Below are 19,170 nucleotides of genomic sequence, written 5' to 3'. Positions count from 1 at the left end.
TCCCGACGCAATGATAATGTCGCATTTGCTATGTGACTCTCTACCGCTGTAGGCACCACGACATCGCCAGGCTCCAAATACAAGAAAGCCCGACTCGAAAGAGGCGGGCTTTTTTACGTCTGCAAAAAAGTGAAATACCTGCCTTTACGTAATACCGACACGTTTTTCCACCCTCAAAATAGATCACATAATTAAGCGAATTGGTATTACAGTACACGCAAGTCTCTTAACTTAACTAATCTATTAAGGTGTATAAAAATAATAGCTTATAGTTCAGACTATTTTGATCCACACTCTTTAACTTTGACTATAGTTATATCTCATAATAATTATTCTGCAGAATTATAAAATGTCGTTACTTTTTAATATTCAGCGCTTTTTATCTAGGTTGCTGAGTGTCTATGCGAAATAAAATATTTCAGATATTCGTTTTAATCGTAAGCCTACACCATTTACCGGCTAAATCAGGTGAGTTTGATTTTTCAGGCTACGCACGTGTTATTGGTGGTTATTTAGATGAAAAAGATGTCGAATATAGAGGCTACGATGACAGTCTTAACTTTTCACCATCAAGTTTAATAGGTCTTCAAGCTGAGTATCAGTTTAATACAAATTGGTCAGTGACAGCACAAGGGTTATTTAGATCTGATAGCACAACGGTATCTGGTGAGAGTGGACTTGAATGGCTGTATTTAACTTATACGCCCACAACAAACCTACAGATAAAAATCGGTAAGCTGCGAACCCCATTTTTTACAATGAGCGACTTCTCTGATGTAGGGTTTGCATACCCATGGATCAATCCGCCACAACAAGTATACGACACGTACTTATTTAAAACATTTAATGGTATTGATGCTATCTACAAATTTGGCTCACATGACTTTGATATCAGTATTGAAGGGTACTATGGCGAAGAGTCGGGAAGTATTGGCATAGGCCCTTTTAAAACAGGTTTTGAGGTGGATAATTTAGTGGGTGTAATAGGGAAGTTGAATATTGAAAATATAGAATTTAGGGCTTCAAGGTATAACGGTAACATAGCGTTAGATCTTAAGTCGATTAACCAACTACAAGATATTTTAGAGAATTTTAATTTTAGCCAAAGTGCAGCATCGCTGACAACGCAGGGCAGTGCACATGCAGATCAATTTGGTGTTATTTATGATAATTTAGATTATTTTTTTAGAGGTGAGTGGGTAAAGATTAAGACACAGTTAGATATAATTCCGATTATACAAAGCTATTACTTAACCGTAGGCTATAACGATGCACCTTTTACTTATCATTTAACCTTTGCGGACAGCGATGTAGAAATTAATGCCAATCAGAATGAAATCCCTATTGGTGCTAATGTAGAGCTTGATCAGCTGGCACAGGCTTATAACAACGTGTTTGCAGAGTCGGCGCCCGACTCACTAAAAACATGGACACTTGGTATACGATGGGATGTGCTACCTAATCTGGCATTAAAGGCGGAAGTATCTGCTTTAGAGGGCGATGAGGTTAGTAATTCTTTTTTTGTTATCCCTGAGGATGTTAGCTTTAATAGAAAAACGAATCTTTACCTTATTGGCTTAGATTGGGTATTTTGATGATGTACTCTAAGCTAACTTACGTGATTAGACATATAATACTGCTGTGTATTTTTACTTGGTCATTATTGTTTATCAGCGTACAAGCCTACGCGGATAATAGCCACACAAGTAAAGTGATCATTGTTGTTAATACGGCCAATAAAAACTTAGCTTTGAGTAAGCAGCAAATTCGCCATATTTATATGGGCGGCGCGATGAGTAATCAATTTAAAGCAGTAAATTTACCCGCCGGAAATCCGTTACGAATCGACTTTAATACGAAATTGGTTGGCTTAACCGAATCGAGAATTCAGGCTTATTGGGCTCAGATGAGATTTACAGGGCGTAGCAAGCCACCCGTAGAATTTAGCTCGACTAAAGAAATTATTGCGTATTTATTGAAAGAAGAAAATGCAGTTGCTTATTTACCTGCTGATACAAAAATTCCGGACGAGCTAACTGTTGTAACGCTAACGCCTTAATTTATGGTTAACTAGTAGCGCTGACTTATTTTAAAGTTAGCGCTTTAAATGCCTCTTTTGCTTGGGCTTTAGCTGCTGGAATGTGTGCTATGGCTACAGGCTTTGCAAAATAATACCCTTGCATTTCATCACTGCCATTTTCAATCAGGTAGTTAGCCTGGCTGGCTGTTTCTATACCCTCACTACATACTTTTAAGCCTAGGCGTTTACTTAAATCGAGTATGGCCTTTAATACCGCCGCATCCTTTTCTGAGCTGTCAAATTGATTAACGAACATACGGTCAATTTTGATGGTATCGATATCTATTTTTGTCAGGTAGCTTAGCGATGAATAACCCGTTCCAAAATCATCAAGGGCTATAGACCCACCCATTTGTTTTATTTGGTTAAAGAATTCATTGGAGTTTTCAAAATTATCGAGATAGCTTGATTCGGTTATTTCAAACTGGATATTTGCAATGTCGACGTTGTATTTAACCAATTTATTTTTTACAACATCAATAAAGTGATTATCTTTAAGATCATGGCTCGATAGGTTTAAAGAAACGAGTACATGGTTACCTATAGTTTGCTTTAGTGTGGGTAAATCTTGAAATACCCTGGAGACAACCCACTGCGTGATTGCTTTTATTTTACCTGCTTGCTCTGCAATGGGTATAAATTCGCCTGGTGAAATAAAGCCAAGCTCTTCACTGTGCCACCTAATAAGGGCTTCAAGGCCATTAGCCTCACCATTGGCAGCTATTTTTAACTGATACACAACTTCAAACTCATTTTGCGCAATCGCATGACTAATTAAATTAGCCACTTGAGCCATTCGCTTGCTGTTTTCTAACATTTTTCTATGGAAAACGGTGTACGACCCTTTACCTTTTTCTTTTGAGGCATACATTGCGATGTCTGCATTACTAATTAACGTATTAATATCAAACTCTGCCTCTTTAGCGTGGGCAATACCAATACTTACCCCGGTGGGTATATCCCACTGGTTAATAGTAAAAGGCGTTTGCATTGAGCTGATAATTTGCTCCGCAATATTAATAACGTCGGTGTAATTATTTATATTACGCAGCATTATTAAAAACTCATCACCCCCTAAGCGTGCAATAACATCGTTTTCGCGTAAGTGCTTTTTGATATTACTGGCTACCGCCTTTAAAAGTAGGTCGCCCGTTTCATGGCCAAGTGTATCGTTAACACCTTTAAAGCTATCTACGTCAAAAAACATAATAGCTATATCTTGATGATTATTTTTACAGCGTGTTAATTCTTCTTTTAGTAAGCCCATAATAAACATGCGATTAGGTAAGCCAGTTAATATATCGAAGTTAGCTAAGTGCTCCATTGATTGCTTTTGCTTTAGTAGTTGTGCGGTGTTTTTTTGATTAGTGAGTACTTGGGCATTAATAGTGTTAAGTAAGTTATTAATATCTTTGCCAAGTTGCGATACTTCGTCGTTGCCCGAGCCTTGGTATTGGAGTTGATAGTTAGTTGTTTTTTCTACTTTTTGTGTGAATTTAGAAAGTTTTAATAGCGGGCTTAATAAATGTTGGTATATCCAAAAAGAGATGAGGATGGTGATCACGATACTAAAAATAACGATAGGGGCTGCACTATAAAATAAGCTCGCTTTGCTTTCATTAAGGGGCTTATTAAAATCCTGAACAATTAATAAGTAGCCTACAGGGAACTGCTCCTCACCAATTGTTTTTAAGGCAACTAAGCCTTGGTTAGTAACACTAACGGTACGGGGCAAACTTTGCGGTTTGATGCCCTTTAGCTGTGGAGAAAAATCCTCGAACTTTAAGTAATTAGGGTGCACGTAGGACTGTATTAGCTGCCAATTACTATCAAATACATTTACAAACTTTATGTGCTCGTACCTATCTAACCCCAAAAGCTCAGTTGTAATAGAAAATAAATCTATCTCTTGCGACATAACACGTAACAAATTATCTGAAATATTTGATGACATAGCATCGAGGTTTTCTTCAACTGATTGGCGGTATAAATCCTCGTGCTCATTAATAGCTAAATAAAAAACAAAACTAGCGCTTAGTACGATTAGACAAGTCGTAATAATAATAAATTTGTTACGAATACTATGAAACATTTAGACAAATCCCTTCTTACTGTCATGCTCTTTCACTAAAAGAGTTATTACTTATTGTTGTTATTTATTAATAGAAGGCTTACGCGTAGCGCTGATGTTATTTACTAAATTTGTAAGTAAAAGAATGTGTTTAAATTCATAGAGTAACTATAGCTGGTTATTTTATTTTAGGCAGACTTACTTTGTTGCAATTTCATTCTTGGCTTAATAAGTGACCTGTGTAAGACTAATGCGGTTATTTATTAAATCAGGTGACATGAATGTCGAATATAAAAGCTTGGAAACTTATGAGCCTGTTTTGTTTGTTTGCAGTGCTTATGGGTTGTCAATCTAAAGAAGAGCAACTACAACAAACAATTCAAGAGTCTATTAAAAAGGCAGATGTTGAGCTCGCACAGCTTGGTACCGCGCTTGATAATGGAACCATACGTAATGCTGTATTGCTTAAAGAATATGGCAAACTCCTTAAACAGCAACAGCCAGAACTTAGTCAGGTTGTTGATGTAATTACCCTTGATGCTACAAGGCAGGGTGCCCTTTACAGTGGTTTAACACAACGACTTAAAGATATTAAAGGCACTTATTTAATTCCTCCCTACGAAGACACGCTACACAGTATTGATTTACTACGTGAGGCGGCTAAGCCTACGCTGTTTTCTGATGCGTTAACGGACCCGATTAATATGCTAGCGGATATGTCTAAGGGCAGCCTTGCGCGCGTTGGTGCTATTAGTAAAGAGGCAGAGGGCGCAGGCGAGGGTAATCAATTGGTGGGCAACCCTAATTACGGTAACTGGCAAACTAATAGTAATGGTATTAGCTTTTGGCAGTGGTATGGCATGTACCGTATTTTAGGCGATGTATTTGACCGTGTTGAATACGGACGTTGGAGCAGCCGCCGTAAATATAGCTATTACAACGATTACGGCCGCTATCGTTACTCAAGCCCTAAACAAATTAAAACGCAAAGTGCTTTAGAAACACGTACGCGTCAATCGTACCAACGCCAAGGCAAACAGTTTACTAGCCCTTATGCGAGCAAAAAAACGGGTGCCTCGGGTTTAAGCCGCAGTAGTTATACACCGCCTAAAAGCCGCAGTAGTTACTCGCGTTCGAGTAGTTATAGCAACAGCTCTGGATCGGTACGCAATAGCGGTAGCAGAACCTCTCGTGGCGTGAGCCGTGGTAAGTAAAGAATAAGTTGGAGTTAGAAATATGTACGAATTTAATGGAATAACTACGTGGTCGCTACAAGCTTTGGCGATTGATTTTGCAATTATCGTGTTGTTATTTGTAAGCCTAAAATACATTAAGGGCTGGGTTTCAAACCTTCATGCAAATGACGAAATAACAGAACGCGATAACTTTGCTTTTGGTATTAGCTTTGCGGCAGGCTTAGTTGCACTTGCCATTGTATTAACGGGTGTGAGTAGTGGCGCCTTTGCTGCGTCGTTACAACAAGAAGCCCTGCAAATGCTAGGCTATGGTGTATTAGCCATTGTACTGATTAAATTAGGCCACTTTTTTCAAGATAAGGTCGCGCTTCGCAAAGTCAGCCTGCACGACGAAATTGTAAAAGGTAACGTAACGGCCTCTATTATCGACTTTGGTCATGTAGTGAGTGTGGCTATTGTGATTCGCTCTGCACTTTTATGGGTAGCAACAGAGGGTTGGCACGGGCTGCCTATCGTTATTGCTGCCTTTATTATTGGCAGTGTTGCACTACTGCTTGTAAGCAAATACCGCGTACAATTATTTAAGCGTACCAATAAAAGCGGTGATTGTTTACAACAAGCTATTATTGATGGCAATTTAGCTGTAGGTATACGCTACGCAGGTTTTTTAGTAGGAAGTGCCTTAGCTATTACTGCGGCATCAGGTATTGCACCGTATGCGGCCGATAACATTAATGCTAGCCTGCTTTATTGGGCTATTAGTGCGATTGTAAGTTTAGTGGCATTCATCATTTTGCATTTAATCACCATCAAAATAATTTTATCAGGTTGTGATATTTCAGATGAAGTTAACCGTCAGAAAAATGTAGGTGTAGGTGCTATTTCTGCTGCAGTGTCGTTTGCTGTCGGTATTACTATGGCAACCTTACTAGGCGCATAATCAGTGTCATCAACTACAACTAGCCCAAGTAAATCACGTTTACTTGGGCACGATATTTTACTAATAACTGTTATGGCCGTACTCGCTGGGTGCGGCCTTATTTATGAATACTTACTTTCGCATTACGCAGGGCGGGTACTGGGCTCTGTAGAGAGTGCTATCTATGCCATGATTGGCACAATGATAGTTGCCATGGGCTTAGGCGCATTTTTAGCCCGTTGGTTTAAAGATGCCTTTACCGCCTTTGCTTGGCTTGAAAGTATTATTGCCCTGGTTGGCATGGGCTGTATTTTGGCAATAGCCGGTGTAATTGCTGTAAGTTATTCACTTCCTCATTTGTTTTCTAGTATTTTTAATTTACCTCCAGATGTTGTGCTCAATGGCTATTTATTTCAAAAGCTGCAAGAGTGGTCACGCTTTTTACCTTATGTGTTTGGTTTAGTACTGGGTTTATTTATTGGTATGGAAATACCGCTTATTGCACGTATTCGCCAACATGTGTACGGGCGTTTTTTAGAAAACAATGCAGGCACTATTTATGGTGCCGATTATATTGGCGCGGGTATTGGTGCGGCTATTTGGGTAAGCATTATGCTGGCGATGCCTATAATGCAAGCTGCAGCGTGGACAGCTCTTTTTAATATACTGGCAGGGCTCGCCTTTTTATGGCGCTACCATGCTCATGTGCGCTTTGCTAAGGCACTTCTGATCTGCCATATAGTGTTACTGGCACTGTTTGGGTTTATTTTAGTGATGGGAAGTAGCTGGATGAACAGCTTAAGTAATGTACTTTATAAAGATAAAGTTATTTACTCACAAGCAACTAAATACCAGCATGTAGTATTAACCGAGCGCTTAAGTAAAAACCAGCCAGCGCCTATTACCGACTTGTATTTAAATGGGCGTTTACAGTTCTCGAGTATTGATGAGCAAATATATCATTCAATGCTGGTGTATCCGGCAATGCTCGCATCAAACCGGCACGATAGCGTATTAATTATTGGTGGTGGCGACGGGCTTGCCCTTAGAGATGTTTTAAAGTGGCCAGTGAACGACGTAACGTTAATTGATTTAGATGCACAGCTGCTTAATTTATTTGGCCATAAAGACGGTGATTTTACAGCGCCTGAGTCTATAAGTAAGCGGTTATTAGCGCTAAATAAACAATCGATGTTAGACCCACGCGCCAATATTATTGTGGGAGATGCGTTTTTAGAGGTTGAAAGGCTCCTTGATCAAGGTAAGCAATTTGACACTATTTTAATTGACTTGCCGGACCCTAATCATCCCGATTTAAACAAAATGTACAGCGACTATTTTTATAACCATGTACGTCAATTGTTAGCTCCCGATGGCGCAATGGCTGTGCAGTCTACCTCGCCTTATCATGCCAAAAAAGCATTTTTAAGTATTGCTAAAACGGTAAAAGCGGCGGGTTTTGATTATGTTGAGCAGTACCAGCAAAATATTCCTTCGTTTGGGCAATGGGGGTGGACAATAGCCACTAAAATGGGTCAACCAGCCAGTGGGCGAATTAAAAACATAAGCGCTATGCCGGTGCCATCAAGGTGGGTAAGTAAAGAATATTTATTAGCCAGCTTTGTATTTCCTAACCAGTATTTTGAACAAGTTAAAAGTATTGAGGTCAATAGGTTAGGTTCGGGTCAGCTATATGATTACTACCGTAATGCGTGGCAGATAGAAAGCGAATTGTATAAAAATTAATAAAACACGGTTGACATAATATGTCGACCGTGCGAATCTTAACTCAGACATAATATGTCAAACAGCAAAAAGGCAGAGACATGGAATTAAATGAACTTTCAATAAAATTAGCTTCTTTTGAAACAGAAGGCGCTAACTTTGAGTCTTTCTTGATTGCCAACCCTGGTGAGCAAGATGTTTTACAAGTCATAGTTGATGGAAACGATGAACTTCCAATTTTTGTTACGCAAACACAAGAGCAGTTGTTATGTATTAGCTATTTGTTTGGCGAAGATGAAGTAAAAAGTGAATTACGCAACGAGTTAAACGAAACACTACTACGTTTAAACGTGCCAATTCCACTGAGTGCATTTGCTAAAATCGATAACAAATACGCGATTTTTGGTGCACTGTCGGTAAATTCATCATTAGATGATATTACCCACGAACTAGTGACACTAGCTGACAACGCTATTGACGCACTAGAAGCCGTGACCTTGTATTTAAACGATTAGTAACTAGTTAGTGGAGTTAAGATTATGAGTATATTAAAAAAATTATTTACAGCAGTACGTGGCGGCGCGCGTGAAGCGGGCGAAGCAATTGTAGATGCAAACGGCATTCGTATTTTTGAACAAGAAATAGCAGATGCGCAAAATGCACTTAATCGTGCCAAAAAGAGCCTTACAGAAGTAATGGCTAAAGAAATGCAAACTAAGCGTAAAATTAGCGCAGTTGATGCATCAATTGCTGAGCACGAAGCATATGCAGGCCAAGCACTTGAAAAAGGTAACGAGGCCTTAGCATTAGAAATTGCCGAAAAAATTGGCGACTTTGAAGCTGAAAAAGCTGAAAACGAGCAAGTATTAGCAGGTTTTAGCAATCATATTGTAGCGCTTAAACAACAAGTTAAAGACGCTGAAAAGTCAATTAAAGAAAACCAGCGTCAGCTTACTATGGTTAAAACCACAGAAAGCGTACAGCAAGCAACAATGGCGGTTAACAGCACGCTTAATACTAATAGCTCGTCTATGACATCGGCCCGTCAGTCGCTTGAGCGTATTAAACAACGCCAGCAAGATCGTAGTGACCAGTTAGGCGCTGCTAAGCAACTTGAGTCAGATACAAATGGCGACGATTTAAAAGCAAAAATGGCTGAAGCCGGTATTGGCGATACAAGCCCAAAAAGTGCCGATATTTTAGCGCGCATTAAAGCCAAGCAAAACGGCTAATAGTTCGTACATTTATAATAAAAGGTAATTAAGCGTGGCTTAGTTACCTTTTTTGCTTAAGGGATGCCTCATTATGTTTAATTTTTTCAAATCTAAAAAAGAGCCAGAACGTCAGCTTAACCATGCAAGTGAGCTTAAAAAAGGTGACATGTTTAGCGTTATCGATTCATTTGCGTATCCGTCGTGGTTAAAAGGGCAAACGCTGCGTGTTATTGATATTCAAACCTATCAATATCAACACAGTAGTGATACTGAGTTTGTGCTAGAGACGAACAGCGGACAGGTGGTATTTTTACAAATTGAGCAAGATGATGGCGAGCAGTGGGCTAATTTTTCAATCAAAATTCAGCGTGACGACGTAGAGCAAATATTTGGGCTAGACGAATTTGCACGTATTTTTGATGAAGAGTCGTTAACTCATATACAGGTACAAAATACGCCAGAGCAGTTTATGCAGTTTTTAGCTAAAAGCTATCAGCAAAGTGAATCGCCTTATGTGTGCTATTTCCATAACAAAGATTTTCGTGGCCAGTCATTACCGCGCTATGAGCAAGAGGGTGGCGAACTTTGTGAAATGATTTGCTTAGCATCGCCAGACGAAGGGCATGGCTTAAATATTGAAATATGGGATGGCGGTGAGACCGAAGTGTCACTAACGCTAACACGCCCAATTACCGATATAGTCGACTTGTTTCCAGGAGATGCGAAGTGAGTGATGCTAAAGACAAGTGGTTACGTCAAGAGCAAGCCGTGCGTGCCACACAAATGGCATTTGATTTAAGCAGCGAAGTACAAAAGTCGATAAAAAAGCAGGCCATTGACCAAGAGCTTACGCCCTCAGATATGATCCGTAAAATTTTAGGCTTAGATGTGAAATCTAAAAAAACACGTCAGCGCCTATCGTTTAATTTAAACGATGATGAAATAGCCCAACTTGCAACGCGGTTTAATGTCCAAAGTGATGATAAGCGAGCCGTAAAGCAACAAGTAGCAGAGCTATTAATTGCTTATACTAAAAAAAACACTAAGTAGTTAATTTAGATTTATATGAATATTATTTTAATTGCTTACTTAATTATTTTTGCTTTATTTGGCACAGCTGCAAGTTACTTTGTGCGATTTATTTATGCGTACTGGGTAAAAAAAGAAATGCCAATGAAATATATTGTTAAAGCAGGAATTTGTGTGGTGCTGGTGGTGGTTATTTCAGCGTTTATACCTTTTATAGGTTAACGCTGAAATTGGCGTTTGCGCTATTTTATATCAAATGCCTGGCATTGCTGATTAATACACAGGGTTTGTACCTCAAGTACCGGTGAGCAATCGGTTAAACCTTGCGCTGTGTTTTGCGCTTTTTGTTGTTGTGTAATTTTTTGGGCAACTTCTTCGGCGTGCTCTTGAGAGGTATTAAGCGTTGAATACACAACATACTTACTTGGCCCACCACATGCTCGTGCACCTACTTCGAGTACCTTACATTGAAAGCTCGCGGTGCAACTATTATCACTAACAATGTTATTAAGATCGTAGTTCAAGTCAGACAAATTCTGATTTTGCTCAGTACTTGATGATGTGTTTGCACAGCCGCTAAGTAATAGCATAGCGCTGGTGGCAACACTCACAATTGATAATTTAATTGCTGATGGTAAACAACTCATAACCTTGTCCTTAAAATACACTTACCGCTGAACCTTCAAGTTTAACACATTTATTTTCAACACACTGCGTGCTTGGAGAAGTTAAATGTTGGCACGTGCTCATCATTTCATTTTGTGTGTTGTAGGCTTTTTCAAGCGTTGTTATTTGCTTTGCAAGCGAACTGACTTGCCCCTCTTTAGCTGATTTTGTTGAGTAAACAACATAATCACTTGGTCCGCCGCAAGCTTTGCTTCCTACAGGCATAACCTTACATTGTGCTGAGGTATCGCACTGTGTATTGGCAATTAACGTATTAAGCTCGCTTTTTGCGGTTTTAATGTCGTTAAGTGATACTGCTTTTAAAGCGGTTTTTATGGGTTGTGATGCATCAGTAGGGGTTTTGTGCTTGTTTTCACTGCTGGTTTGTTGAGGTACTTCTTTATGCGGTACTTCTTTAAGCTCGTTCACCGAGTTAGTTGGTGCATCTTGCGATGTTGTTTCGAGGCATGCAGTTAAACAAAGTGGTAAAAGTAGGGCTAACAGTGGAGTACGCATAACAAACCTTGATAGTGATGAATTATTCATCACTATCATACACGGTGCATTTTTAACGGCAATAAAAACTATATTATCAAGTAATTAAAGCCGTTTTTGTTTTACCTTTATAAACCGCCTTGGGTAAGTTTAGTGGGGTTAAGCAGTGTTTCTAATTCACTGCGTGGAAGGTCGGTTTCTTGCTCTGCGACATCAATTATTGGGCGGGCTTCTTTGTAGGCTTGCTTCGCTATTTTGGCTGCTTTTTCGTAACCGATCACCGGGTTAAGCGCAGTCACTAAAATAGGATTTTTGGCCAGTGCTTTATCAATATTGGTTTGGTTTACTTTAAAACTCGCAATGGCTTTATCTGCCAATGCTTGGGCGCTATTAGCAAGTAGCTCAATGCTTTGTAAAATATTGTGCGCAATAACAGGTAGCATGACGTTTAGCTCAAAATTACCCGCTTGGCCTGCCACGGTGATGGTTGCATCGTTACCTATAACTTGAGCGCTTACCATGGCTGCCGCTTCTGGGATCACCGGGTTTACTTTACCCGGCATAATCGATGAGCCTGGTTGCAGTGCTTCAAGCTCTATTTCGCCAAGCCCGGCAAGTGGGCCTGAGTTCATCCAGCGTAAGTCATTGGCTATTTTCATTTGTGCTACAGCGAGCACTTTTAGCTGACCTGAGAGCGCTACAATGGCATCTTGCGAGCCAATATTATAAAAAAAGTTACTGCTTGGCTTAAAGCTTATACCCACATTTGCGCTTAAGTTTTTAGCAAACTTTGAGGCAAATTCGCCATCAGCATTAATGCCCGTGCCAACAGCTGTCCCGCCTTGGGCAAGCTCACATACTCGCTCTAAGCTATGGCGAATGCCTGAGGCTGCATTATTTACTTGTGATTGCCACGCGCTTAGCGTTTGCTCAAACGTAACGGGCATGGCATCCATTAAATGCGTACGGCCTGTTTTAACTATTTTGCCAACGTCTGCCTTTTTTTGCTCTAAACTCTGCGATAGTTTTTCAAGAGATGGCAGTAATTCATAAACCACGTTAATAGCACTACTTAGTGCAATGGCTGTAGGCACTACATCGTTAGAGCTTTGCCCCATATTTACATCATCGTTGGGGTGAATTGGCTCATTACCAATGCGGGTTGCAAGCGTTGCGATAACTTCATTCGCGTTCATGTTCGAGCTGGTGCCTGAGCCAGTTTGGAAAATATCAACCGGGAAGTGCTCGTAATGCTCGCCATCAATAATTTGTTGGCATGCTTGCTCAATAGCGTTGGCTTTACTTTTACTTAAGTGATTTAGCTCAAAGTTACTTTGTGCTGCAGCTTGCTTAATGTATGCAAGCGCTGTTACAAACTGTTTTGGCATAGTTAAGCCGCTAATAGCAAAGTTGTTAACTGCACGCTGGGTTTGCGCTTGGTATAGCGCATCACTAGGGACCTGTAATTCACCCATGCTGTCGGATTCGGTTCTAAAATTGCTCATAAGTCGCTCCTTAAAAAGGGTTAAATTCGTGACTGAGTACGCGAGCTTCGCGCTCAAGTTTTAAAAATTTTTCAGTATCGTTATGTGCATAGTAAAAGCGTTTTAATGCCAATAAGGGTTTATATAATTGCTCAAGGCACTGCTTACGAATGGCATTGTGTATTAGAGGGTCGCACATTTTATTGATAATTTCATGGTGAGTGCGTAATAAATATAACTCTTGTAGTAAGGGATTACGCTGTTTTTCAAAGCTTTTAGCAACGTTTAAAGCGGTTTCTATGTAGTGAGCTACCACCATAGGCGCATGTAAGCCTGGGCGTAAGCAGTTACAAGCAAGTTCATGATGATAAGGCTGTAATGCCTGAAAGGGAGACATAAAAAAACCGATTTAAGTTAACGATAATAGTTATCATTACATTTAATCGGTTTCAGTGTAAACAGTTATTATAAAAATTATTTGCAGCGTTTAATTGAGTATCAATTATAGCCAAGAATGAATATTTGGTCTGTTTCATGTTTTTTTAGCGCCTGTTGATTTTGGTTACAGTGAGAAAGTAAGTCGATTACAGTGGCTCTACTATCACAGGTGCTACTTGGTTTTTCGGTGCTTTTTTCTGTCACTGAGACCACAGCGTCTACAGCGGTGTAAGGGGGAGTATGCATAATTTTATCCTCGTATTTAATATTGGTAATACACCCTACTTAGGGTTGATTTAATTAAAGCATAATACATACCATCGTCTTGTTTTTATTTTAGTGCCATGAATTAACTCACTTTTATAAATTATCTATAAAACTTTAATTGTTCAGTGCCATTTTTTTGCGTTAATGTTGTGCAATAAATTTCAATATTGGTGCAGGTCATGATCAAACCTTTCTCACAAGCGTGTGAAAACAATAAGGGTCCTATTTTAGAAGTGCTTAAAACGGTTTTTAATAAGACAGAATCGGTACTCGAAATAGGCTCGGGTACGGGGCAGCATAGTGTGTTTTTTGCTGAGCAATTACCGCATTTACAGTGGTATACAAGTGATCGCCATATTAACCATGAGGGCATAAATTTATGGCTTAAGGAGGCAAATTTAACTAATTTACACGGCCCTCTTGAGCTTGATTTGAATTATGCATGGCCGGTAAATAACGTAGATGCTATTTACACAGCAAATACGTTTCATATTGTAAGTTGGCAGTTGGTTGAGCAATTTTTTAAAGGGGTTTCAACGCACTTAGTAAGCCAAGGTGTAGTGTGTATTTATGGCCCTTTCAAATACCAAGGGCAGTTTACAAGTGCAAGTAATGAAGAGTTCGATCGCTTTTTAACACAGCGTGACCCATTTAGCGGCATTCGTGATTTTGAGGCCATAGAGCAATTAGCAACACAAGCAGGCCTTACACTCATAAGTGATACAGCTATGCCAGCTAACAATCAGTTATTGGTTTTTAAACGGCAGTAAATCAGCGCACTGTGTTTTATAAATTGTCATATGTTGGCGTTCTCGCTTTAGGTAGTCGTTTATTGCTGCTCTAAAGTCGGGTTCAACAATATAGTGGCTGGAGTAGGTAAAAACAGGCTCAAACCCACGAGGTATTTTATGCTCACCTTGAGCGCCTGAGTGAAAGCAATGTAAGTTATGCTTAATCGCAAACTCAATCCCTTGGTAGTAACACAGCTCAAAATGAAGGGAGTCTATTTCTTCGCTGGCGCCCCAATAGCGGCCATACAAGGTGTTTTCACCTTGTAAGCTTAGCGTTGCTGCCACTATTTTGTTGTCTTTTTTGGCAAGCATAATAATTAGCTGATCGCCCATTAGCGCCTGTAATAAAGTAAAAAACTCAATATTTAAATACCCTAAATGCCCAGAACGTTTTAAATAAGTACGCTGATAAAACTCACAAAATAGCTGCATTGTTTCAGGGCTTAGGTGCGAGCCTTGCAGCCATTCAATGGTAATATTTTGCTGTGCTATTTTAGCTCGCTCTTTTTTTAGCGTTTTTCGTTTGCGTGCGGTGAGTGTATTTAAAAAATCGTCAAAGGTTTTAAAGCCTTTATTAAACCATTGAAACTGCACGCCTACGCGCTGCATTATTTCGTCAGTACACAGGGCTTGAGCTTGAACCTTTGGGCAAAAGTTAACATGCCAGCCAGACCAACCTTGCTCCACACTGGTTAAATTTAATTGCTTTTTTATGTACTCGTATACGCTTTGTGTATTCGTATGTGCAATGGCAATACGCTGGCCTTCAATAGGGCTAAAAGGTACACCGCTTAGCCATTTAGGGTAATAGGCTAATCCGTGTTGCTCGTAGGCTTCTGCCCATGCCCAATCAAAAACATACTCTCCGTAAGAGTGGCTTTTTAAATACCCAGGAGCGAGTGCGACTAATTTGTCGGCTTCATAAATCGCTAAGTGCTGAGGCTGCCAGCCTGTCTCTTTGTTTACACAGTGGCTTTGCTCTAATGCATATAAAAATGCATGGCGGGTAAAAGGTTCATTACCGAATAAACGAGTCCATTCGTGTACGTCTATTTGGTTAATATCACTAAACCATTGGTGGGTAAAAGTTGCCATTACTGCTTACCTTGGGCTGCTTTATAGTGGGTGGTGGCGTTTTAAACTAAGTTAACACAAGCGCATTTATTTAGCGCATTATTGTATTAGTGCTCTTCAATTTCGGCGTATTGGGCTAAGCACGCGGTTAGCTTAACCAGTTCTAGCGGTTTTGCAAGATGCTGATTAAAACCAACGGCTTGAGCATGGGCTTTATCCTCAGGCATAACATCGGCGGTCAGCGCAATAATAGGCAGCTCTACCTCACTTTTAAATTGCCTAATTAGGGCAGTGGCTCTGTAACCATCCATTATTGGCATTTGGCAGTCCATTAAAATTAAGTCAAAGTGTTGCTCTTTTGCTATATCTACTGCCGCTTCACCATTTTCGACAATATGGGCAACAATACCTAATGAGCCTAGCATGGCTTTAATTACCATTTGGTTTACCGGGTTATCTTCTGCTACTAGCACTTTTAAAGCCGCCAATTTAGTACCCGAGTATACAAGCTCGGCTTGCTCTTGTACTGGGCTGGTGCGAAGCTCAACGTCAAATTTAAACGTAGAGCCAACGTTTGGTTCGCTCTGGAATGTGACGTTACCGCCCATTAATTTACTGAGCTCTTTTACGACTGTTAAGCCCAGGCCTGTGCCACCGTATCGCCTTGATGTTGATTCGTCTGCTTGGGTAAAGGCACTAAATAGCTTGGACTGCTGGGTAGGCTCTATGCCAATACCCGTATCTGTAACGGTTACGGTTATTTTAACTTTGTCAGTACTGATAAACTCTCCGCTAAAGTCTACCTCTACTTTGCCTTGCTCTGTAAATTTTATCGCGTTGCTGCAAAGGTTTAGCACTACTTGCTCAAAGCGTAAAGGGTCGCCTACATACCAAGTATCTACCGGAAGATGACTGCTAACCTGCCAGCCAATGCCTTTATTGGCTGCACTGGCCTCAAACATTGTGTTAATACGCTTTATAATTGCATGAAGGTCAAACGCTGTGCTTTCTAGCTTGAGCTTATGTGATTCAATTTTTGAAATATCAAGTATGTCGTTAATCAGGTTTAGTAAGCTTTTAGAAGAAGAGTTTATTTTGTCTAAGTAACCAATAAGAGTGTGTGCGTTGTCTTCTTTGCGCGCTAATGATGAAAAGCCAATCACAGCATTTAATGGTGTGCGTATTTCATGGCTCATATTGGCTAAAAATCGGCTTTTAGCCTGATTAGCTAAGTCAGATTGCTTTTTAGCTTGCGCAAGCGAATGGGTGCGCTCTGCGACTTTTCGGGTAAGGGCAATTTGTTGCTGATTAAAAAGCAGTAAAACAATTAAAATTAAGGCACATACCACCAATTGTAAGGCCATTAAAAACAGTGTTAATTGGTTATTATGGGGGGCAAGGTATTTCTCTTTTAAGGCTAAATGTGCATTCCATGTTTGCCCACCAAAGCTGAGTTTTAGTTTCATAACACGGCTGCCCTGAGCAATATTTAAACTTTTGCCGTAGTTACTATAAAATGCGGGCTTATTTACATCTTCATAGAGCGCAATAGAAAACATCTCTGATTGTTGCTCGTTAATCGCTTGCTCAATAATATTACGCACTAAAAACACACCTGTTGCGTATCCCTTTATAATAGCTTTTTGCTGTTGTTGTTCGTACACGGGGGCAAATAGCAGATAGGCAGGCTCAGGCTCAGCTGTTTGCACTAACTGAATAATTTTAGTGCTGACTGGCTGATACCTAATTGCAGGGTTTACTAGCGATGCTTTTCTGTCTGGGTTTGAATACACATTAAAACCAACCGCTTTTTGGTTGCCATTAAAAGGAGCAATGTATTTAACGATGACCATAGGATCGTCTGGCTCAAGGGGCTCGCCGACAATTTCAAAGTCTAGGTGGTATATATCGGCAACTTCTTGGGTAAACGAAGCTCGCTCACTTTGCGCTATTTTTTGATTCCACGAAAGCGCTTTAATAAACGAATGCTGTGCCAGTAACTCGCTGGCGTAGGCGTAAAAGTCTTGTTGGTTTAAATCAGGGTTAGATTGTACTTGGCTGGCTAAGCTTTGCACCGCTATTAAACTTTGGTTGATGTAGCGATATAGGCTATTTTCAATAATGTGAGCTTCTCGCTCGGCGACTTTAACGGTATTTTGTCTGTTTTCTTGGTTATAAAGCTGAGTAGTTACTGCAACAGATACAAATAAAATACTACATACCGCTAACGTAGGCAGCGGCGATATAGGCCTATTTTGCCCCTTAAACTGAGTAAGCACCAATAGCAGAGGAGTGGCAATAATTACGCCTAATGAGTCTCCTAGCCACCAAAATAACACATTTTGCCAATGATCTTTAATATCGTATGCGGAGTTAAATTGGCTCAGCGCAAAAACCCCAAAATTTGCTGAAATTAAACTAACCGCAATGCCCACAACAAAAATAAAATAAATGATACTTGCGCGTTTTTTAAAATACAGCGGGTGTCCAAGCCAATATTTAAGTAAACCAGCCCCCACCATTGCCTGCAATACAATGCCAATAGCAATATACATGGCTTGGCTGAAGGTATTGCCAACTAACACCATATCGTGAGCTGTGCTGTCAAAAATATTAAAGTTAAAAGCAAAGGCCGCTATAAAAAGCGCTGGAATGAAGCGCCACCACCACATATAGCATCCAACTAAGGCAATACCTGCAGGTAACCATACCGGGATAATTTGAGTATTAAAGGCGAGCTTAGTGAGTGAAATACCAATTAAAAAGTACGCTAATGAAAAAATTATGTAAAAGATAACTGAATGATATTTTGAGTTAAAATTTTTCACATAGCTCCCTGACTTTTTAAAAGTACTTAATTTTAAATATCAGTATAGCGAACAGTATGTTATTTGCGGTATTTTTTAATATATGTTGTAAAAGGTGTACCTTGCGCAACGTGTAAACTGCTTTTTTAGCAGTTAAGGTTGTTTGCTCAGCTGCTGTTTTTGCTGCTGTAAAATAGAGATTTGTTGCTCTACTGCGCTAATTAAGGCGTTATAGCGGTTTTGAATCGCCGTAGTTTTAGTGGCTATCGCATCGGCTATTGATTCGGCGCCCATTCTATTAGCTTGATCTTGAGTAACATAGCTGGCTTGTTGTTTGGCGTCGGCTAAGTCTTCTTTACAGTTTTTGATAGTAAGCTGGTGGCGTTTAATTTCACGCTCAATTTTTTTAATCTCAATGTAGTTATCTACAGAGGCACCAGGCATTGCGGGTGAGTTTGCATTATTGCCGTACTTATCGGCAACTAGTGGCTGTTTTAGCTTAATAACTTCTGCATTGTCAGCACAGGGTGTTTGGCTAAATGTAGCGACTCCTTTAATTGTGCATTTATAAACCGTAATGTCTTGGGCTGCGTGTGTACTTAAAGCCACAAGGCCTATTAAAGGTGCAATTAAACGAAACATAATTAAACTTACGTTAGTGGAGTTGTTATTAATAATGCCGTAACTACTCAGTGTATTCAATGTGTTTTGATTCACCTATTTTAATAAGAAATGGTGGAGAAGGAGGGATTAGCTTAATTACATCCATGTGATTAATTGCTTCGCAACGCCTGCGGCGGCTTAAACTGTTCCAGACATTTTATCGAACCCTAGCGAGGATTCTCACCCTCCTTGGATACATTGGCTGTTAAATTTCAGGCACAAAAAAACCGCAACTAAGCGGTTTTTGATAA

General features: G+C 39.9%; 20 protein-coding genes. 11 read left to right on the top strand and 9 right to left on the bottom strand.

Features of this window, described 5'->3' with window-relative positions; translation table 11 throughout:
• The first annotated feature begins 401 nt into the window (after positions 1–401).
• Together PAT01_RS18240 and PAT01_RS18235 are read left to right on the top strand one after the other, a co-directional pair.
• Positions 402–1,595 carry a hypothetical protein gene (locus PAT01_RS18240; protein ID WP_138580017.1) on the top strand — a complete coding sequence of 398 codons (1,194 nt, stop codon included), beginning with the start codon at positions 402–404 and terminating at the stop codon, positions 1,593–1,595.
• A gap of 23 nt (positions 1,596–1,618) precedes the next feature.
• On the top strand, positions 1,619–2,059 hold the full coding sequence (locus tag PAT01_RS18235) for a hypothetical protein (RefSeq protein WP_318299770.1): 441 nt from the start codon (positions 1,619–1,621) through the stop codon (positions 2,057–2,059).
• A gap of 25 nt (positions 2,060–2,084) precedes the next feature.
• Here the strand turns inward: PAT01_RS18235 and PAT01_RS18230 are convergent, their stop codons facing one another.
• Positions 2,085–4,172 (bottom strand): putative bifunctional diguanylate cyclase/phosphodiesterase, encoded by a 2,088-nt coding sequence (locus PAT01_RS18230; protein WP_138580015.1) that lies wholly within the window; start codon positions 4,170–4,172, stop codon positions 2,085–2,087.
• A 260-nt stretch (positions 4,173–4,432) separates the two neighbouring features.
• On the opposite strand from PAT01_RS18230, the gene PAT01_RS18225 reads away from it, so the two are divergent.
• The 8 genes from PAT01_RS18225 (at position 4,433) to PAT01_RS18190 (ending at position 10,456) form a co-directional block, all read left to right on the top strand.
• Positions 4,433–5,365, top strand: coding sequence for a hypothetical protein (locus PAT01_RS18225; RefSeq protein ID WP_004589136.1), 933 nt, complete (start codon positions 4,433–4,435; stop codon positions 5,363–5,365).
• A gap of 22 nt (positions 5,366–5,387) precedes the next feature.
• Positions 5,388–6,287 carry a DUF350 domain-containing protein gene (locus PAT01_RS18220; protein WP_154945960.1) on the top strand — a complete coding sequence of 300 codons (900 nt, stop codon included), beginning with the start codon at positions 5,388–5,390 and terminating at the stop codon, positions 6,285–6,287.
• Positions 6,288–6,290: 3 nt separating this feature from the next.
• A complete protein-coding gene (locus tag PAT01_RS18215) occupies positions 6,291–8,012 on the top strand; it encodes a polyamine aminopropyltransferase (protein ID WP_154945959.1) in 1,722 nt (573 codons plus the stop codon).
• Positions 8,013–8,092: 80 nt separating this feature from the next.
• Entirely contained in the window at positions 8,093–8,506 is a 414-nt protein-coding gene (locus PAT01_RS18210) for a YjfI family protein (protein WP_004589139.1), read from the top strand.
• 24 nt (positions 8,507–8,530) lie between these two features.
• A complete protein-coding gene (locus PAT01_RS18205; RefSeq protein WP_029772224.1) occupies positions 8,531–9,223 on the top strand; it encodes a PspA/IM30 family protein in 693 nt (230 codons plus the stop codon).
• A gap of 73 nt (positions 9,224–9,296) precedes the next feature.
• Complete coding sequence (locus PAT01_RS18200) at positions 9,297–9,935, top strand: DUF4178 domain-containing protein (RefSeq protein ID WP_154945958.1); 639 nt, start codon at positions 9,297–9,299, stop codon at positions 9,933–9,935.
• Positions 9,932–10,255 (top strand): hypothetical protein, encoded by a 324-nt coding sequence (locus tag PAT01_RS18195; protein WP_154945957.1) that lies wholly within the window; start codon positions 9,932–9,934, stop codon positions 10,253–10,255. Before PAT01_RS18200 ends, PAT01_RS18195 begins: the two co-directional genes overlap by 4 nt.
• Positions 10,256–10,270: 15 nt before the next feature.
• Positions 10,271–10,456: a hypothetical protein gene (locus PAT01_RS18190; protein WP_154945956.1), complete on the top strand. Its 186-nt coding sequence runs from the start codon at positions 10,271–10,273 to the stop codon at positions 10,454–10,456.
• Positions 10,457–10,476: 20 nt separating this feature from the next.
• On the opposite strand, the gene PAT01_RS18185 is transcribed toward PAT01_RS18190, so the two are convergent.
• From PAT01_RS18185 to PAT01_RS18165, 5 genes are all read right to left on the bottom strand, one after another.
• Entirely contained in the window at positions 10,477–10,881 is a 405-nt protein-coding gene (locus PAT01_RS18185) for a hypothetical protein (RefSeq protein ID WP_154945955.1), read from the bottom strand.
• Between the two features lie 10 nt (positions 10,882–10,891).
• The gene (locus tag PAT01_RS18180) at positions 10,892–11,416 is read right to left on the bottom strand and encodes a hypothetical protein (protein WP_004589145.1); all 525 of its coding nucleotides are present in this window, start codon (positions 11,414–11,416) and stop codon (positions 10,892–10,894) included.
• A gap of 107 nt (positions 11,417–11,523) precedes the next feature.
• Positions 11,524–12,900 carry a class II fumarate hydratase gene (locus tag PAT01_RS18175; protein WP_138580012.1) on the bottom strand — a complete coding sequence of 459 codons (1,377 nt, stop codon included), beginning with the start codon at positions 12,898–12,900 and terminating at the stop codon, positions 11,524–11,526.
• Positions 12,901–12,910: 10 nt separating this feature from the next.
• The gene (locus PAT01_RS18170) at positions 12,911–13,276 is read right to left on the bottom strand and encodes a hypothetical protein (protein WP_004589147.1); all 366 of its coding nucleotides are present in this window, start codon (positions 13,274–13,276) and stop codon (positions 12,911–12,913) included.
• A 101-nt stretch (positions 13,277–13,377) separates the two neighbouring features.
• Entirely contained in the window at positions 13,378–13,563 is a 186-nt protein-coding gene (locus tag PAT01_RS18165; protein ID WP_004589148.1) for a hypothetical protein, read from the bottom strand.
• A 200-nt stretch (positions 13,564–13,763) separates the two neighbouring features.
• Here PAT01_RS18165 and PAT01_RS18160 point away from each other — a divergent pair, with 200 nt between their 5' ends.
• Entirely contained in the window at positions 13,764–14,354 is a 591-nt protein-coding gene (locus tag PAT01_RS18160; protein WP_138580011.1) for a DUF938 domain-containing protein, read from the top strand.
• Here the strand turns inward: PAT01_RS18160 and PAT01_RS18155 are convergent.
• The 3 genes from PAT01_RS18155 to PAT01_RS18145 form a co-directional block, all read right to left on the bottom strand.
• Positions 14,331–15,470 carry a GNAT family N-acetyltransferase gene (locus tag PAT01_RS18155; protein ID WP_138580010.1) on the bottom strand — a complete coding sequence of 380 codons (1,140 nt, stop codon included), beginning with the start codon at positions 15,468–15,470 and terminating at the stop codon, positions 14,331–14,333. The genes PAT01_RS18160 and PAT01_RS18155 overlap by 24 nt on opposite strands.
• An 86-nt stretch (positions 15,471–15,556) precedes the next feature.
• Positions 15,557–18,277 carry an ATP-binding protein gene (locus PAT01_RS18150; RefSeq protein WP_154945954.1) on the bottom strand — a complete coding sequence of 907 codons (2,721 nt, stop codon included), beginning with the start codon at positions 18,275–18,277 and terminating at the stop codon, positions 15,557–15,559.
• A gap of 132 nt (positions 18,278–18,409) precedes the next feature.
• Positions 18,410–18,898: an RNA-binding protein gene (locus tag PAT01_RS18145; RefSeq protein WP_249318430.1), complete on the bottom strand. Its 489-nt coding sequence runs from the start codon at positions 18,896–18,898 to the stop codon at positions 18,410–18,412.
• Between the last annotated feature and the right edge of the window lie 272 nt (positions 18,899–19,170).

The sequence above is a fragment of the Pseudoalteromonas atlantica genome, from assembly GCA_007988745.1.
GTDB lineage: Bacteria > Pseudomonadota > Gammaproteobacteria > Enterobacterales > Alteromonadaceae > Pseudoalteromonas > Pseudoalteromonas atlantica.
The sequence above is the reverse complement of the archived record's forward strand: the minus strand, read 5'-3'. Positions and strand labels throughout refer to the sequence as shown.

What these genes read in the sequence shown, in the direction of transcription:
- PAT01_RS18240 (WP_138580017.1), top strand. Translation starts at nt 402, where the DNA reads ATGCGAAATAAAATATTTCAGATATTCGTTTTAATCGTAAGCCTACAC.
- PAT01_RS18230 (WP_138580015.1), bottom strand. Translation starts at nt 4,172, where the DNA reads ATGTTTCATAGTATTCGTAACAAATTTATTATTATTACGACTTGTCTA.
- PAT01_RS18225 (WP_004589136.1), top strand. Translation starts at nt 4,433, where the DNA reads ATGTCGAATATAAAAGCTTGGAAACTTATGAGCCTGTTTTGTTTGTTT.
- PAT01_RS18220 (WP_154945960.1), top strand. Translation starts at nt 5,388, where the DNA reads ATGTACGAATTTAATGGAATAACTACGTGGTCGCTACAAGCTTTGGCG.
- PAT01_RS18210 (WP_004589139.1), top strand. Translation starts at nt 8,093, where the DNA reads ATGGAATTAAATGAACTTTCAATAAAATTAGCTTCTTTTGAAACAGAA.
- PAT01_RS18205 (WP_029772224.1), top strand. Translation starts at nt 8,531, where the DNA reads ATGAGTATATTAAAAAAATTATTTACAGCAGTACGTGGCGGCGCGCGT.
- PAT01_RS18200 (WP_154945958.1), top strand. Translation starts at nt 9,297, where the DNA reads ATGTTTAATTTTTTCAAATCTAAAAAAGAGCCAGAACGTCAGCTTAAC.
- PAT01_RS18190 (WP_154945956.1), top strand. Translation starts at nt 10,271, where the DNA reads ATGAATATTATTTTAATTGCTTACTTAATTATTTTTGCTTTATTTGGC.
- PAT01_RS18185 (WP_154945955.1), bottom strand. Translation starts at nt 10,881, where the DNA reads ATGAGTTGTTTACCATCAGCAATTAAATTATCAATTGTGAGTGTTGCC.
- PAT01_RS18180 (WP_004589145.1), bottom strand. Translation starts at nt 11,416, where the DNA reads ATGCGTACTCCACTGTTAGCCCTACTTTTACCACTTTGTTTAACTGCA.
- PAT01_RS18175 (WP_138580012.1), bottom strand. Translation starts at nt 12,900, where the DNA reads ATGAGCAATTTTAGAACCGAATCCGACAGCATGGGTGAATTACAGGTC.
- PAT01_RS18170 (WP_004589147.1), bottom strand. Translation starts at nt 13,276, where the DNA reads ATGTCTCCCTTTCAGGCATTACAGCCTTATCATCATGAACTTGCTTGT.
- PAT01_RS18165 (WP_004589148.1), bottom strand. Translation starts at nt 13,563, where the DNA reads ATGCATACTCCCCCTTACACCGCTGTAGACGCTGTGGTCTCAGTGACA.
- PAT01_RS18160 (WP_138580011.1), top strand. Translation starts at nt 13,764, where the DNA reads ATGATCAAACCTTTCTCACAAGCGTGTGAAAACAATAAGGGTCCTATT.
- PAT01_RS18155 (WP_138580010.1), bottom strand. Translation starts at nt 15,470, where the DNA reads ATGGCAACTTTTACCCACCAATGGTTTAGTGATATTAACCAAATAGAC.
- PAT01_RS18145 (WP_249318430.1), bottom strand. Translation starts at nt 18,898, where the DNA reads ATGTTTCGTTTAATTGCACCTTTAATAGGCCTTGTGGCTTTAAGTACA.